Annotated in this window: 11 protein-coding genes; 5 read left to right on the forward strand and 6 right to left on the reverse strand. The window is 64.7% G+C overall.

Annotated elements, in window-relative coordinates; genetic code table 11:
• The first annotated feature begins 5 nt into the window (after positions 1-5).
• The 4 genes from RMP10_RS04110 to RMP10_RS04125 are packed head-to-tail and all read left to right on the forward strand — an operon-like array spanning position 6 to position 4794.
• Positions 6-464, forward strand: a complete 459-nt coding sequence (locus RMP10_RS04110) for a hypothetical protein (RefSeq protein ID WP_310569156.1) — start codon at positions 6-8, stop codon at positions 462-464.
• Entirely contained in the window at positions 461-1948 is a 1488-nt protein-coding gene (locus RMP10_RS04115; RefSeq protein WP_310569157.1) for an APC family permease, read from the forward strand. The genes RMP10_RS04110 and RMP10_RS04115 overlap by 4 nt, the downstream gene beginning before the upstream one ends.
• Entirely contained in the window at positions 1949-3424 is a 1476-nt protein-coding gene (locus RMP10_RS04120) for an aldo/keto reductase (RefSeq protein WP_310569158.1), read from the forward strand.
• A gap of 26 nt (positions 3425-3450) precedes the next feature.
• Positions 3451-4794 (forward strand): amidohydrolase, encoded by a 1344-nt coding sequence (locus RMP10_RS04125; RefSeq protein ID WP_310569159.1) that lies wholly within the window; start codon positions 3451-3453, stop codon positions 4792-4794.
• 14 nt (positions 4795-4808) lie between these two features.
• Here RMP10_RS04125 and RMP10_RS04130 read toward each other — a convergent pair whose 3' ends face one another.
• From RMP10_RS04130 to RMP10_RS04150, 5 genes are all read right to left on the reverse strand, one after another.
• The gene (locus RMP10_RS04130) at positions 4809-5243 is read right to left on the reverse strand and encodes a nuclear transport factor 2 family protein (RefSeq protein ID WP_310569160.1); all 435 of its coding nucleotides are present in this window, start codon (positions 5241-5243) and stop codon (positions 4809-4811) included.
• Positions 5198-7648: a prolyl oligopeptidase family serine peptidase gene (locus tag RMP10_RS04135; protein WP_310569161.1), complete on the reverse strand. Its 2451-nt coding sequence runs from the start codon at positions 7646-7648 to the stop codon at positions 5198-5200. The genes RMP10_RS04130 and RMP10_RS04135 overlap by 46 nt, the downstream gene beginning before the upstream one ends.
• Before the next feature lie 60 nt (positions 7649-7708).
• Complete coding sequence (locus RMP10_RS04140; RefSeq protein ID WP_310569162.1) at positions 7709-8797, reverse strand: class I SAM-dependent methyltransferase; 1089 nt, start codon at positions 8795-8797, stop codon at positions 7709-7711.
• A 138-nt stretch (positions 8798-8935) separates the two neighbouring features.
• The gene (locus RMP10_RS04145) at positions 8936-10723 is read right to left on the reverse strand and encodes a cytochrome c peroxidase (RefSeq protein ID WP_310569163.1); all 1788 of its coding nucleotides are present in this window, start codon (positions 10721-10723) and stop codon (positions 8936-8938) included.
• 86 nt (positions 10724-10809) lie between these two features.
• Positions 10810-12270: an alkaline phosphatase PhoX gene (locus RMP10_RS04150; protein ID WP_310569164.1), complete on the reverse strand. Its 1461-nt coding sequence runs from the start codon at positions 12268-12270 to the stop codon at positions 10810-10812.
• A gap of 243 nt (positions 12271-12513) precedes the next feature.
• Here RMP10_RS04150 and RMP10_RS04155 point away from each other — a divergent pair, with 243 nt between their 5' ends.
• Positions 12514-12996 (forward strand): Rieske (2Fe-2S) protein, encoded by a 483-nt coding sequence (locus RMP10_RS04155; protein WP_310569165.1) that lies wholly within the window; start codon positions 12514-12516, stop codon positions 12994-12996.
• Here RMP10_RS04155 and RMP10_RS04160 read toward each other — a convergent pair.
• On the reverse strand, positions 12966-13796 hold the full coding sequence (locus RMP10_RS04160) for a VC0807 family protein (protein WP_310569166.1): 831 nt from the start codon (positions 13794-13796) through the stop codon (positions 12966-12968). The two genes, RMP10_RS04155 and RMP10_RS04160, sit on opposite strands and share 31 nt — an antisense overlap.
• Between the last annotated feature and the right edge of the window lie 150 nt (positions 13797-13946).

The raw sequence follows: 13946 nt of genomic DNA on the forward strand, positions 1-13946 counted from the left end.
ACGCGGTGCGTTCCGCCTTGTGGGCGCACCGCGCCCCCGGCGCACGCTTTCTCGAATGGGGCTCGGCCTCCGGCGTCATTACCATCATGGCCGACATCATGGGCTTCGACGCCTACGGGATCGAACTCGATGCCTCGCTGGTGACCACCGCGCGCGCCCTGGCCGGGCGCTTCGACTCACAGGCCACGTTCGTGACCGGTAGCTTTCTCCCCACCGGGTACAAGCGGCTTGGCGGTGACGACGCATCCGACACCATTGGCGACGGGCCATCGGGTTACCTCCAACTTGGCCGAGCCCTCGACGATTTCGACGTCGTGTTCGGCTACCCGTGGGATGACGACGCCCCTCTGATGCACGATCTCATGCGACAGTACGGACGACGGAACGCCTTGCTGCTGCTCAACGACACCGAACGCGGTGTGCGCGCCTATCGCGGCGGCCGCGAATTGGCGTACTCGCAGTGACGGTGCCCTCACGCCCCACCGGACTACGCCGCGAGCTCGGCGTGATCGCTCTGGCGTCCACCGGCATCTGTTCGATGGTAGGGGCCGGCATCAACATCGTCCCCTTTGCGCTGCAACGCACCGTGCCCGGTGTGGGCGACTGGGTGCTCGTGGCCTACGCCCTAGCCGCCGTCCCGGCCGCGCTGGCCGCCTTGTGCTACGCCATGCTGGGCAGCGCCATGCCGCGCGCCGGCGGATCCTATGTATACGCCAGCCGTGCGATCGGCCCCTACGCGGGCTTTCTCGCCAGCTTCTCGCAATGGTTCGGCTTGTGTATCGCCATCGGCGTGGTGTCGTATGTCATCCCACCGTTCTTGCGCGACATCGCCGCGGCGGCGCAGTGGACCACGGTGGCCGCTGCACTTGATCAGCGCCTGGTACGACTGGTACTCGCCCTGCTCTTCTTGTGGACGTTCGTGTTCGTGAACCTCCGCGGCGTGCGCGCCGTGGCAAATACGCTCCTGCCGCTCATGCTGGTGATGTTCGTATGTGGTGGTCTCGTGATTGTGACGGGCTTCTCGCATTCGCCGGCCGAGTACGTCGAACTGCTGGCGTCGCAACAGCGCGCGCTGCCGCCGGAACCGGCCCGTGCCTCGTTCTGGCTGGTCGTACCACCGGCGGCGGCAATACTGTTCTCGAGCTTCATTGGATTCGATGCTATCGCCCAGGCGGGCGGTGAGGCGAAGAACCCGACGCGCTCCATTCCGCTCGCCATCGGTCTCACGATTGCCATCGTGGGCGCGTTCTACTTTCTGTTTACCGCCGCCGTGTACCACACGGTGCCGTGGTGGCACGTGGCGGCTGAGAGTCGCGTGCGCGACGTCACCGCACCCGGATTGCTCGCACCGCTCACGTCGCCGCTGGTGGCGATCATCATGGTGTCGGGCGCGGCCGTCTCGCTCATCAATGACCTGCCCGGCATGCTGTTGGGCGTGTCACGCCTGTGCTTCGCCTGGGCGGAGGATGGCGTATTTCCGCAGGGACTAGCTGCCGTGCACAGCCGATACGGCACACCGCACGTGGCGTTGTTCGTGTCGGCCGTGCTGGCCACGATCGGCATCTTCGGTGGTCATTTCGCCGGCGACTTTTTTCTGGGCGTCGACATCCTGGTCACCGCCATGCTGGTGAACTTCATCATCATGGCGGTGTCGGTGCTGCGACTGCCGTCGCGGAATCCAGCGCTCGCGCACGCCATGCGTGTGCTACCGTCGCGCGCGTTGCAGATCACCGTGGCCGGTACGGCAGTCGTGCTGCTGTCGGTCCTGCTGGTGGTACACACCTGGCGCGACCTGCATACCGATGTCTCCGTATGGTACGCGCGCTCCACACCCGTCTGGATCATCGTGATGGTGATCGGTAGCGCGATCTACTGGCGTGAAACCCGCGCCCTCGCTCGCCGCGGCGGCGACCTGAACGCGATCACGGCTGTACTTCCTCCTGAATAGATGACCACGATTCCCCGCTACACGCTTGCGCCCGGTCTCGAGATTTCCCGTGTACTGACCGGTCTCTGGCAATTGGCCGACATGGAGCGCGACGGGCGCGTGTTCGATCGCGACGCGGCCGCGCACGCGATGACCGAGTATCTCGAGCACGGCTTCACGACCTTCGACATGGCCGATCACTACGGGTCGGCCGAAGAAGTGGCGGGCATCTTTCGCCAGCAGGGGAGGCCCGGCACATCGGTGCAGTGCCTCACCAAGTGGGTGCCCGAGCCGGGCCCGGTGACTGCCGCGGATGTGCGCACGGCCGTCGATCGCGCCTGCGCCCGACTGCGCACCGACCGCATCGATGTACTGCAGTTTCACGCCTGGACCTTCGCCGATCCGCGTTGGCTCGATGCGTTATGGTATCTGGAAGCCGAACGCGATGCCGGACGCATCGGCGCGATCGGCCTCACCAACGTCGATACCGCGCACCTGCGTGTCGCGGTGGCCAGCGGCATTCGCATTGCGAGCAATCAGGTGAGTGGATCGTTGCTCGATACGCGCTTCACCACCAAGCTCGCCCCGTATGCGTTGGCGAACGGTGTCGGCGTGCTCTGCTACGGCACGCTGCTGGGCGGATTCCTTAGTGAGCGCTGGCTGGGCGCCGCCGAGCCCGACTGGGACGGGCTGAGCACCTGGTCGCAGATGAAGTACGGCCGGTTCATTCGTGCCGCCGGTGGCTGGGCCTCGTTTCAGGGCGTGCTACGCTCGGCGCACGCGGTGGCCGCGAAGCACGGCGTCTCGATTGCCGCCGTGGCCAGCAAGTGGGTGCTCGATCAGCCCGGTGTGGCCGGCGTGATTGTCGGCGCGCGGCTCGGCCAGTCGGCACATGTGGCCGATACGGCCAAATTATTCACGTTTACGCTCGACGAAAGCGATCTGCGCACCATCGCCGACGCCCAGTCGGCGCTCTCGGCCATTCCTGGTGACTGCGGTGACGAGTATCGCCACGCGCCGTATCTCACGGCCAGCGGTGACCTCAGTCATCATGTCTCGCAGTTTCCTGCCCCGTTCACCACGCGCCCAGGCGTGAATGGACGCACGCTCGCCCTCAGCGGCACCGTGTGGGAGCCGATGGCTGGTTACAGCCGCGCCGTGCGCAAAGGCCAGTCCATCTCCGTGTCGGGCACCACCGCCACGCATGGCGATCGCCTCATCGGCGGCACCGACGCCGCCGCACAGGCGCACTTCGCGATCGACAAGATCGCCGGCGCTATCCAGTCGCTTGGGGGCACACTGGAGGACGTGGTGCGCACCCGCGTGTTCGTGTCAAACGTGGACCATTGGGAGCCGGTCGCGCGCGCCCACGGCGAGCGCTTCGGTCACATCCTGCCGGCCAATACGCTGGTGGAAGCGCAGCTCGTGGGCGCTGAGTATCTGGTGGAAATCGAAGCGGATGCTATCGTGGCAGACGCTATCGTCTCCGAAGCCTGAACATTCTTCATTCCGGACTTACTGCCATGACGCCTCGCACACGTTCTCATGCGCTGGCCGCGGCCGCGCTCGTATTGTCGGCTGCTGCGTCACCCGCTGCCGCGCAGGGTAAAGCCGCCGACCCACTCGCGGCGGAGATCGAAACGCGCATGACGGCGGTCATGCCGAAGGTGATCGCCTGGCGTCGCGACATTCATGAGCATCCCGAGCTGTCGAATCAGGAGGTGCGCACCGCTGCCCTGGTGGAGAAGCATTTGCGCGCGCTCGGACTCGAAGTGCAGCCGAACGTGGGTAAGACCGGTGTGATCGGCATTCTGCGCGGCGGCAAGCCAGGGCCGGTGGTCGCGCTGCGGGCCGATATGGACGCGCTCCCCGTGACGGAGCTGGTGGACCTGCCCTTCAAGAGCACAGTCCGCACGATGTACAACGGCCAGGAAGTCGGCGTGATGCACGCCTGCGGACACGACAATCACGTCGCGATCATGATGGGCACCGCCGAAGTGCTGGCGGGCATGAAGGAGCGCATTCCCGGCACGGTGAAGTTCATTTTCCAGCCGGCCGAGGAAGGACTCGGTGGCGCTGAGGCGATGATCGCCGACGGCGCCCTGCAGAACCCGCGTCCCTCGGCGATCTTCGGCTTGCATGTGTGGCCGTCGGCGTTGGGATCCCTCAGCACGCGCGCCGGTGGATTCATGGCCGCCGCCGATCAGATCGACATCGTCGTGAAGGGACGGCAGACGCACGGCTCGGCGCCGTGGTCGGGTGTCGATCCCATTGTAATCGCAGCGCAGATCGTGATGGGACTGCAAACCGTGGCCAGCCGGCAGATCGACGTGACCGCCGCGCCGGCGGTGATCACGATCGGCATGATTCAGGGCGGTAATCGCGGCAACATCATCCCCGACAGTGTGGTGATGATCGGTACGATCCGCACCTTCGATCCCGAGATGCGCAAAGACATTCACGCCCGCGTGAAGCGCACGGTGGAAGACATCGCGCACTCCGGCGGCGCCACGGCGCGGGTGACGTTGTCCATCGGTGGACTCATCACGCAGAACGACGCATCGCTGCTCGAGAAGATGACGCCAACGCTGCAGCGCACGGCGGGCGATGGCGGCTTTAAAACCATCAATCCCGTCACAGGCTCCGAAGACTTCCCCGCCTTCACCAAGGAGATTCCGGGACTCTTCTACTTCCTTGGCGTGGCGCCGAAGGGGATGGATCAAAAGTCTCAGCCGGCCAACCACTCGCCGCTGTTCTTCGCCGACGAGGCCGCGCTGCCGACCGGCGTGCGCGCGATGACAAATCTTGCCGTGGACTATCTCAAGAGCGGCGGCATCGCGACCGCCAAGCCGGCCATGAAGCAGTAACGAGGAAAGCGTAGCTACGCCTCGAAGAATGTCTCCGAGTGGATCAGCCAGCCCATTTCGCTGAAGCGCCACTCGGCAACATAGTTGCCGCCCTGTTCGTGCATCCCCGCCTTGAGGCGCCACCGGCCGACCCAGCGTCCGCGCTCGGTGGCGCGCATCGGGTCGGCCAGCGTGATCTGCTCGATCGTGCGCACGTAGGTCACGAACGCTTTGTCGGCGAACTGTTCGGCGAAAGCCTCGCGCGACGCGACGCGTCCGTTCAGCGTGGGGCCACCGGCCACGCCGACCACGATATCCGGTGCCATGAACGACACTGTGCGGTCGGCGTCATGCGCGGCAATCGCCTGATTGGATTGCTCGCGCAGGGTACGAATCTGTACGACTCCCGTCATGGTCACGCCGCTCACATCGTGGTGCGCTTCTTCGTCTTCACGTACTGATCGAGCCACGCTGTCATTTCGGCGAGGGCGTGTCCGACGCTCTCGCGGGCGCGGTAGCCGTGCGACTCACCCGGCAACTGCACGTAGCGCGTCGTGGTGCCGTTCCCCTTGAGCGCCTGATACATACGCTCGCTCTGAATCGGATACGTACCGGTGTTGTTGTCGGCCATGCCGTGCACCAGCAGGATCGGATCCTTGATCTTGTTGGCATACGTGAAGGGCGACATCGCACCGTACAGCTCGGGCGCATCCCAGTAGGTACGCTCTTCGCCCTGGAAGCCGAACGGCGTGAGGGTGCGATTGTACGCACCGCTCTCCGCCACGCCGGCGCGGAACAGGCGCGTGTGCGCCAGCAGGTTGGCCGTCATGGAGGCGCCATACGAGTGTCCGCCCACACCGATGCGATCGCGATCGGCCACGCCCATCGCCACGATCGTGTCCACCGCGGCCTTCGCGCTTGCGGTGAGCTGCTCGACGTACGTGTCATTCGGCTCCTTCCCATCCACGCCCACGATCGGCATGGTGGGATTGTCCATCACGCCGTATCCCTGCGTCAGCATGAAGAGATGCGACGCGCCACTGGGCCGCACGAAGCGGTACGGCGAGCCGACCACCTGTGATGCCGCTTCGCGCGAGCGGAACTCGAGCGGATACGCCCACAGGAAGAACGGCAGCGGGCCGTCCTTCGCCTTGTCGTAGCCGGCCGGCAGATAGATCGTGGCCGACAACTTCACGCCATCGGGCCGCGTATACGTGATCAGCTGGCTGGTGACACCTGAGAATACGGGCGCCGGATCGGTGAACTGCGTGAGTGCGCGCGGCGCGATGCGGCGCACGAAATCGCGCACGAAATAGTTGGGCGCGTCGGCCTTCGACTCGCGACGCGTGAGGGCGATGGTGCCTTTGACATCGAGCATCCCGATCGGCTGCTCGTAGTACGGCGCGGCACTCTGGAACAGGCGCGTCTTGGCAGCGGTGGTCAGATCAAAGCGATCGACGAACGGGCGATCGCCTTCCGGTCCGGCGCCGAGTCCGGTCAGGAACGCGACCTTTTTATCGGGCGTGGTCAGCAGCACCGTCTGGCCGCGTGCGTCACGCGTGGTGAGGAAGTCGCCGGGATCGGCGTAGCGGTCTTCGCTCGAACGCTCCCACAGCAACCGCGGTGTCTTGGCGCCCGACGGATCAATGATCCATGCGCGCGTCTTCCGTGTCTTGCCTTCGTTCTCGCGCGCAATGGCGAGACCTGCCGTGCCCCACGTGATCGCGCCGGCGCGCCAACTCGTTTCCAGCAGCGTCTTCGGGGTGCCGGTGAACGGCGCCTCGAGCAACGCAATGCGATCGCGCTTGTCGGCCTTCGAGTCGCTGTCGCCGCCGTCGAGTGCTTCCGTATACGCCAGCGTGGCATCGACATCACGACGCCACTGCACGTTACGAATACCGGCCAGAGCGCCGTTGCCACCCCATGGCACGCGCTCGATGAGCGAACGCGTGTAGATGGACTTCACCACCCCGCCGTCCATCGACCACACTTCAGTGCGCGTGGGGAAGAAGTTCAGCGGCACGGTATACGAGAACGGACGCGACAGCGTGCTGACTAGCAGGAATCGTCCATCCGGCGACGCGTTCACGTCGGTGCGCATGCCCGGCGCGCCGACCGCCTTCACGGTGCCATCAAGCGACACGATCGCGAGCTGACTCGTGCCATAGTGTTCGAAGATCGCCTCGTCGAACGGGCTCTTGAGCAAATCCTGATACGTGGCCGCACGATCACTTCGTCCGGTGAGCGCTTCCTGCACGATCGGCCCTTCCGGCGCGGACGTCATGGCCGGTGCGGCGCGGCGCGTAGCAGGCACGAAGGTGCAGGCCAGCGCGGCGGTCGACACCCACGAGCAGGGACTGCCCAGAATTGCCGTAAGACGCTGCGACGTGAGCAGCTTGGCCTGCGCCGTCGCGACATCGGCGATCCACAACGTGATCGCGTCGTCGCTGGTCACGGTGAAAGCGATCTTCTGACCGTCGGCCGACCACGACACGTTTTCAATGCTGGCGCCGGCGGGAATCGACGCTTGAATCCTGCGCGCCGCACCACCGCTCACGGCCTGAAGCGACAGACCCGTGTAGCTCTGCCCTCGCGTGGGGCCGCTGGTTTTCGGATCGAAGCGCAGACCGGCCAAGCGATACTCGAAGGCGGCCACTTCACTGATCGGTGGCAGCGCCGGGCGCTCCAACAGCAGCAGACGCTGACGGTCGGGGCTCATCTGCACCAGCGGCGTCGCCGGCTGGTCGAGAATCTGTGCGATCGGCTGCGGCGGCTGCCGGTACTGCGCCTGCGCCACGGCCGGTACGATGGCTGGAACCAGCGCCACCACAGCATATGACGCGAGGCGACGCGATGAGCGAGAGAGAAGAGTCACACGTATCCCGATGTTCGAAGTGGAACCACGACCAGCATGAACGCACGGCGTCACTGCCGCCTACCGCAGCTTCATCACCAACCCATTGTGTGCCTTGATCACGCCGGCCCGTTGAATCTCGAAGCCGTTTTCGTGGCAGTACAATCCCATCTGACGCACGTCCATCAGTTCGCGATAGCCGTGGTTCATCCAGTCGGCCATGAGATTGTAGAACACGCGCGACTTGAACTGATTGCGCGGCGTCGTCATCACGACGGTCCCGCCCGGCTTGAGGAATCGCCGGTGCATCTCGAGACACTCGGCCTTGTGCGCATCGGGGAAATGCTCCAACAGGCCGATCGATACCACCACATCGAACTCACGTCCGTACTCCAGATCGCGAATGTCGGCGACCTCGAAGTGAATGGGCATCTCATCGCGGTACCACACGCGCTGATGACCCGTGGTGGGGTCAACGCCAAGGAAGGGATAGTCGAGCGGGAACTTGCCGAAGCGGTCGGTCGCGCAAAACGCATCGTAGTCCACCAGCACGATCTCGCCGCCGGGATACATCGCGGCCAGCTGCATCGCCTCGTAGCCATCGGCCGCGCCAAGAAACAGAATGCGCGGCTTCTTCACCTCGAGCCCGGCAAACAGCGCGCGCTTGCCGCGCGGATCCCACACGGCGTCTTCCACCCGCATGATCTTGTTCCACACGGCGAGGTAGGCGATATCCTGCAGCGCCTCCTTGGCCTCGTGCAGATCCATGCGCGACAACGCCGCACCGAACTGCGACTTCGCTTGGGCTTGCGCCTCGGGCACATCGGTCAGGAAGAACTGATGGAACGCCGTATTGAACAGGCGCCACCCGTCGATGATGGGCAGGGGCTGCTGGTGGGTCTGCTCGTAGCTGGTGCGCGCACTCGACCACTTCTCCGTGCGATATGGCCGACCCACGTCCCGCCACGTGAGCGTTGACCAATCCATCGTGCTCACATCGTCGAACAGGTCGGGGGCCTGATCGCGCAGGTCAATGCGATACTGGCCCGTGAGCTCGTGGTGGCCGATGTTGTGACGCGCGCGACGCGGTCGTCCCCAGTGGCGACTGGTCTGGGCAGGAAAGGCGCGCGTGCTGGCCGCGGCGGTTTCGGGGGCGATCAGCGTAGCCATACGAGACCCGGCGTGAGAATGTCGACTCGTAGAGTCTGGGCTCTCGCCGGGCCCGGCGCCAGTGTCGGCGCCAGTGTCGGCGCCTGTGTCGGCGCCTGTGTCGGCGCCTGTTCGCGATATGGTCGAGCCGTACGTCGGCTACCGGCGCTGCGTCCCCGTCGTGTCGGTCAGGGCCCCGAGGAACTGGACCAACTGCCGCTTCTCAACCGCCGTCAGTTTCAGCGGGTCGGGCGGGAGCGTCTGGTTGTCCAGTACGACTCCAATCCCAGCGCCGCCGCCCCGATTGTAGAACTCCACCACTGACTCCAGCGTCGGATACGCCCCATTGTGCATGTAAGGCGCGGTCAGCCCGACGTTGCGCAGCGACGGCGTGCGAAAGGCGTACTTGTTGGGCGCAGAGATGGAGATGCGATATCGACCCACATCCGGATCGATGCGTCCGCCATTCGTCACCGCACGTACAGGGACACCGAGCACCTCCAGCTCCGACTTCTGGAACATCGGCGGAACCGTCCCATTGGTCAGCGGCAGAAAGTGGCAGGTCGCACACTTGCCCTTCCCCACGAACACGTTGAAGCCTGCCCGCTCATCGGCGTTCAACGCCGTGGTATCACCGCGAAGCGCACGGTCGACCGGACTGTGCAACGACGTGAGGCTACGCATATAGGCCGCGAGCGCGGCACGAATGCGGGTGGGCGTGACCACGGTATCCACGGCGCCCGCCCGACTCACGAACGCCGCACGGAAGGGCGCGGCCAGCGCGCTGTCGCCGGTCAGTGCCGTGGACACATCCGAGAGACGCGCGTGCATTTCGTCGACATTCTGCACCACCTCGGTGACTTGATCTTCGAGGTAGGTCGTGCGCAAATCACTGAACGACCCGACTTGCAGCCCGATGTTGATCACCGTGGGCGTGTTGCGTGGCAGCGGCTGCCCCGATCGACCGGGACTTGCTTTCAGGCCGTCGGTGAAGGCCCGTCCCGGGATATGGCATGAACTGCACGCGCGCGAGTTATCGCCCGAGAGTCGCGTGTCATGAAAGAGGGCACGGCCCAGCGCGACGCGCGCCGCCGGCTCCTGCCGCGTGTCGATCGGCGCGAACGCCAGCACATCGAACGCATCCGCATCGAACAGCGTGACCGCCTGCATGCGGAACGCACGGCGTTCGTCGGGCTGACCGATACCGAGCGCCACCCGCTGCGCGTTGAGCGCACGCGTGAGGGGATTCGCGTAGCGCACCAGAAAATCGAGATGGTTGAACGCATCGCGGCTCGCGTTGGTGCGCAACGCACGCTGTGCTCCGATCAACGCCGAATCCACCGCCGTCCATCCGATCGTGTCGCCGCGGTACGGCGCGATGGCGCGGGCAATGCCCTCCAGCGCCGCGTCTGCCTCCCGCAGGGAGTGACCAGCTACCGGCGAATCGAATCCCGTGATCCCGAGCGACACCACGCGGGCCATTTCAAGCTTGACGGCATCCCACACGCGATCATCGGTCACTACCTGGACGCCGATCATAGTGCGCGCCCGCGTGAGAATCTGACGTAGCGTGCGGACTTCGGTCTGCAGCGCCTCGCGTTCGGCACGCGGATCGGCGCTGAACAACGCTTCTTCGACGACCTGAAACCCAGTGGGAGGCGTCACGATGTTCGGACCCTCGTGCTCTTCCGCGTGCGGCAGCGCGGGGCCATTGAGCTCGCGCGAGGTCGTCGGCGCATAGTACTCGAGCGCCAGTTCGACGTGCTTGAACGACGAACGCGCCGACGTGAAGAGTTCGCGTGCGCGTTGCAGCGCATCACCCGTGTCGAGCGTCGACACCGCGCTGTCCAGTCGCGCCGTATGCACAATCAGTGAATCCATATCCAAGCGCCACGATGCCAACGCCTGCATCGCGCGGGCATCGCCGCCGCGCGCGATCTGAGGCACGACCGCGTCGGGCTCACCGCACGCACCTGCTGCCGCGGCGACTAACACCGCGGCAGCCACTATACTCAGTCGACGCACCGTCTTCACTAGCGCGGCAATCCCTTCACAATGACCATCTGGCTCGCCTGGTTCTCGTTCGGACGCAACGTGCCGCCGTCAACACCCAGATACTTCGTGCCGCGCCACGAGTGCGGCTGCAGTGCGATGACGAACGTGTTCTCCTGGCCCAGCTCGGTCGACACGTCGAGCATGGCGCCGTACTCCCAGCCCGCCTTGCCCGCCGGACGGCCGCCGATCGCATTGTAGATCGCGGCGTCGGCCGCGGTACGACGGTGATCGAGCTCAATCACCGGGCGCACGTCGCGCGTGGCGATGTTGTACTGGTAGATGTAGGCATCGTGCGCCTCATCTCCGTAGCCGTTGTCGTCTTCCTGCGCGTACACGTAGTTCGTACCGACGTAGATGTTGTCCGGGTTCTGGAAGGTCTTCGCGGGACCGTTGCGGTCGTCACCATCCATCACCACTTCGAGCGTGCCAGACAAGGGGCTGCTTTCGTCGAGCTTCACGCGATACACGCGACCGTACTTGCTACGGCTGTAGTCCGCATTCACGCCCGTGTTGTTCTGACCCGTCACCGTGAAGTACAGCTCGCGATTGTTGGCGGCCGAGCCCTTGCGATAGTCCACATCTTCTACGCGCGCAAAACGCATCGCGTTCACGGTCACGCTTGCCAGATTGATCTGGCGACCGGTCAGCGTCTTCTGATTGGCGATCTGGCGGAACTGCACCGGATACGTCTGTCCGACCACCATGTCGCGCTCGCGCGTGTTGTTGTCCGTACGCGCCAACACATACAGGTTGCCGTTATCGAGGTCGCCGACGGTGTTGGCGACATACATCGCCAGCTGGCCGCCTTCGGGGCTGGAGTCGTCGTCACCGATGATGATGACGGTACGGTTCGGGAACGCCACCTTCGGCAAGGGGAGCGACTGCTCGGAGTTCCAGCGACCGAGGGCCGCCAGGTATCGAGGTGTATTCGCCGGGCCGGATGGATCGACGGCGAGAATCTCCGACTCCTCGCTGCTCTCACCATTGGTGAGGAACAGCGGGCCGAAGCCATGCGTCTCCGGCGTGGCCAGCGTGGCCGAGCACAGACGGTACCGACCGGCGGTGGAATTCACTACGTAATCGCCGGAGATGGGCTTGAGCGTCGCGTCGAAGCGCACGCGGGACACCGCGTAATTGTCTTCGTGGTTCGTGAGCAACGAGAAGCTTCCGTCGGTGTTGCGCGTGAATCCGGCGCCGTCGGCTGAGCCACCAAACACGAAGTTCGGCGACCCGGGCAGCTTATCGTCGCTGCCGATCAAGCTGAAGATCTCAACGCCGGACACCAAGGACTTGGCAAGGGCGGGCGTGACCGACTGATTCGTGAGCGCGACTGGCGCGATCTGCTTCACGTCGGTCGAGTTGTCGTCGCTGCAGGCCGCGACGACGAAGCCGCACGAGGCAACCAGTGCGCGCGCGGCGAAAGTTGAGGGAGAGCGCATGAAACCAACGTCCTCGATATGTAAGTGCGGAGCGGATGAAACGACCTGCGTGGTGGTCGTGTCTGACGACAGACATACGCGGCGGTCGGCGACGAAGCCGATACGGTCGCGTCACGCCGATGTCACGAGCCCGTCTCGGAACGACTGATGGGGTGCAGTCCAATCGCCGTGGTGCAATCATTGATTCTCGTGAATACACATCTGCGCGCTCTCATTCACTTTTCGTGACATCACTCACTCTTCGTGACATCACTCACGCGTCGTGACGTGCTCGGCTTGGCGGCGGCACTGCTTCCCATCGTCGCCTGCGGCAAGCCATCGCAGATCGTGGAGCCACCGGAAGTCGACGCCATTCCCGACGACGCCGTAGTGATCACGAACGACTCGGTACTCGTGCGTGTCGAGCGCATTCCGGCGCTGCGGTCGATCGATGGGGCCGCGGTGTTGTTGGCGGCTCGCGTGATCATCATTCGCACGGGGACCACTACCTTTCGTGCGCTATCGGCCGAATGTCCGCACTCGGGATGCGGTGTGTCCATCATCGACACGCCGAGGCTCATTTGCCCGTGTCACGGCTCCGAGTTCGACTTCAGTGGCAACCGACTGGCTGGTCCGGCCCCGACGGGGCTTCGCATGCTCCGGGCCGACTTCAACGAAGCGAACGGTGTCCTTCAGGTGACGCGCAGCATCGCCCCTCAGCTCAGGCCGAACTCTTCCCGCGCCTGACGCGCCGCGCGGCTGTGGACGTCGTCGGCGCCGAGGGCCGTGCCACTCGCGTCGGTAGCGCTAGCGCCAGCCTTCACCAGCTCCAAGGCGTCTTCACGGCGCGCCAGGAGCGTCCAGAATTCACCGGCGTCGGGATCAGCCCCCTGGTCGGCCGGGAGCAGCGCGTACATGGCCTTGTACATCATCGAGAAGGCGAAAAAGATCGCGACCATGTCCGGCAGCACGAGCACGAACCGGGTGATCGCGTTCACATTGGCGACCTGATCGTTGAAGGCCGGCGTGTTGAACGGCGCGAGCACCATTCGGTAGTTGATCACAAAGTTCACGGCGCCCGCTGCCAAATTCGTCACGCCGATGAGGATGCCCGCCTTCTTCATGGCGTGCCCGACCGTCGGCTCATCGAGCAAGCGTTCCATCTGCTGCTCGCGTTCCGGCGTGTCGGGACTCAACCCCTGTAGCGCGATCGCGCGCGTCACGGGCGACCCGATCAGCGCCGTGGCACCAAACACCAGAAACGAGACGACGTAGCTGACACTGTCCTTCAGGGCGAAAAGCAGCCCGTCCACGTACCAGAACGCGAGGGCCCCGCGCATCAGCGACGTCAGACCGACGAACGCCGTGATGAAGTTGAAGCGGCGGGTGATCACCAGGAGGTCAAGGAGTACCCACACCACCGGGATCATGGCGGCCGTGAGGTACGCATTGAGCGCCCCGAGCGGTTCGGTCCCGTATTTCAGGACAAGGATCGGTATGGCGGCACCGATCAGAATGTCCAGCGTGAGCTTCAGCGTCTTCGACATGGACGTGGAATCTCACTGGGGGCGGGGGTAGATGGTACCGGCGGGGATGCAACTAAACTGCGACCTCCCTAGTGAGCAGGGGGGAGGGCATCAGGAAGGAGGAGGCAGGCGAGTTCAAGGGGTCAGAGTCGTTGAACGCCAGCGTTCAAC

The organism is Gemmatimonas sp. (assembly GCF_031426495.1).
Classification (GTDB): domain Bacteria; phylum Gemmatimonadota; class Gemmatimonadetes; order Gemmatimonadales; family Gemmatimonadaceae; genus Gemmatimonas.

Excerpts from the sequence above, each read along its gene's own strand:
- RMP10_RS04120 (WP_310569158.1), top strand. The coding sequence starts at position 1,949 with ATGACCACGATTCCCCGCTACACGCTTGCGCCCGGTCTCGAGATTTCC.
- RMP10_RS04125 (WP_310569159.1), top strand. The coding sequence starts at position 3,451 with ATGACGCCTCGCACACGTTCTCATGCGCTGGCCGCGGCCGCGCTCGTA.
- RMP10_RS04140 (WP_310569162.1), bottom strand. The coding sequence starts at position 8,797 with ATGGCTACGCTGATCGCCCCCGAAACCGCCGCGGCCAGCACGCGCGCC.
- RMP10_RS04150 (WP_310569164.1), bottom strand. The coding sequence starts at position 12,270 with ATGCGCTCTCCCTCAACTTTCGCCGCGCGCGCACTGGTTGCCTCGTGC.
- RMP10_RS04160 (WP_310569166.1), bottom strand. The coding sequence starts at position 13,796 with ATGTCGAAGACGCTGAAGCTCACGCTGGACATTCTGATCGGTGCCGCC.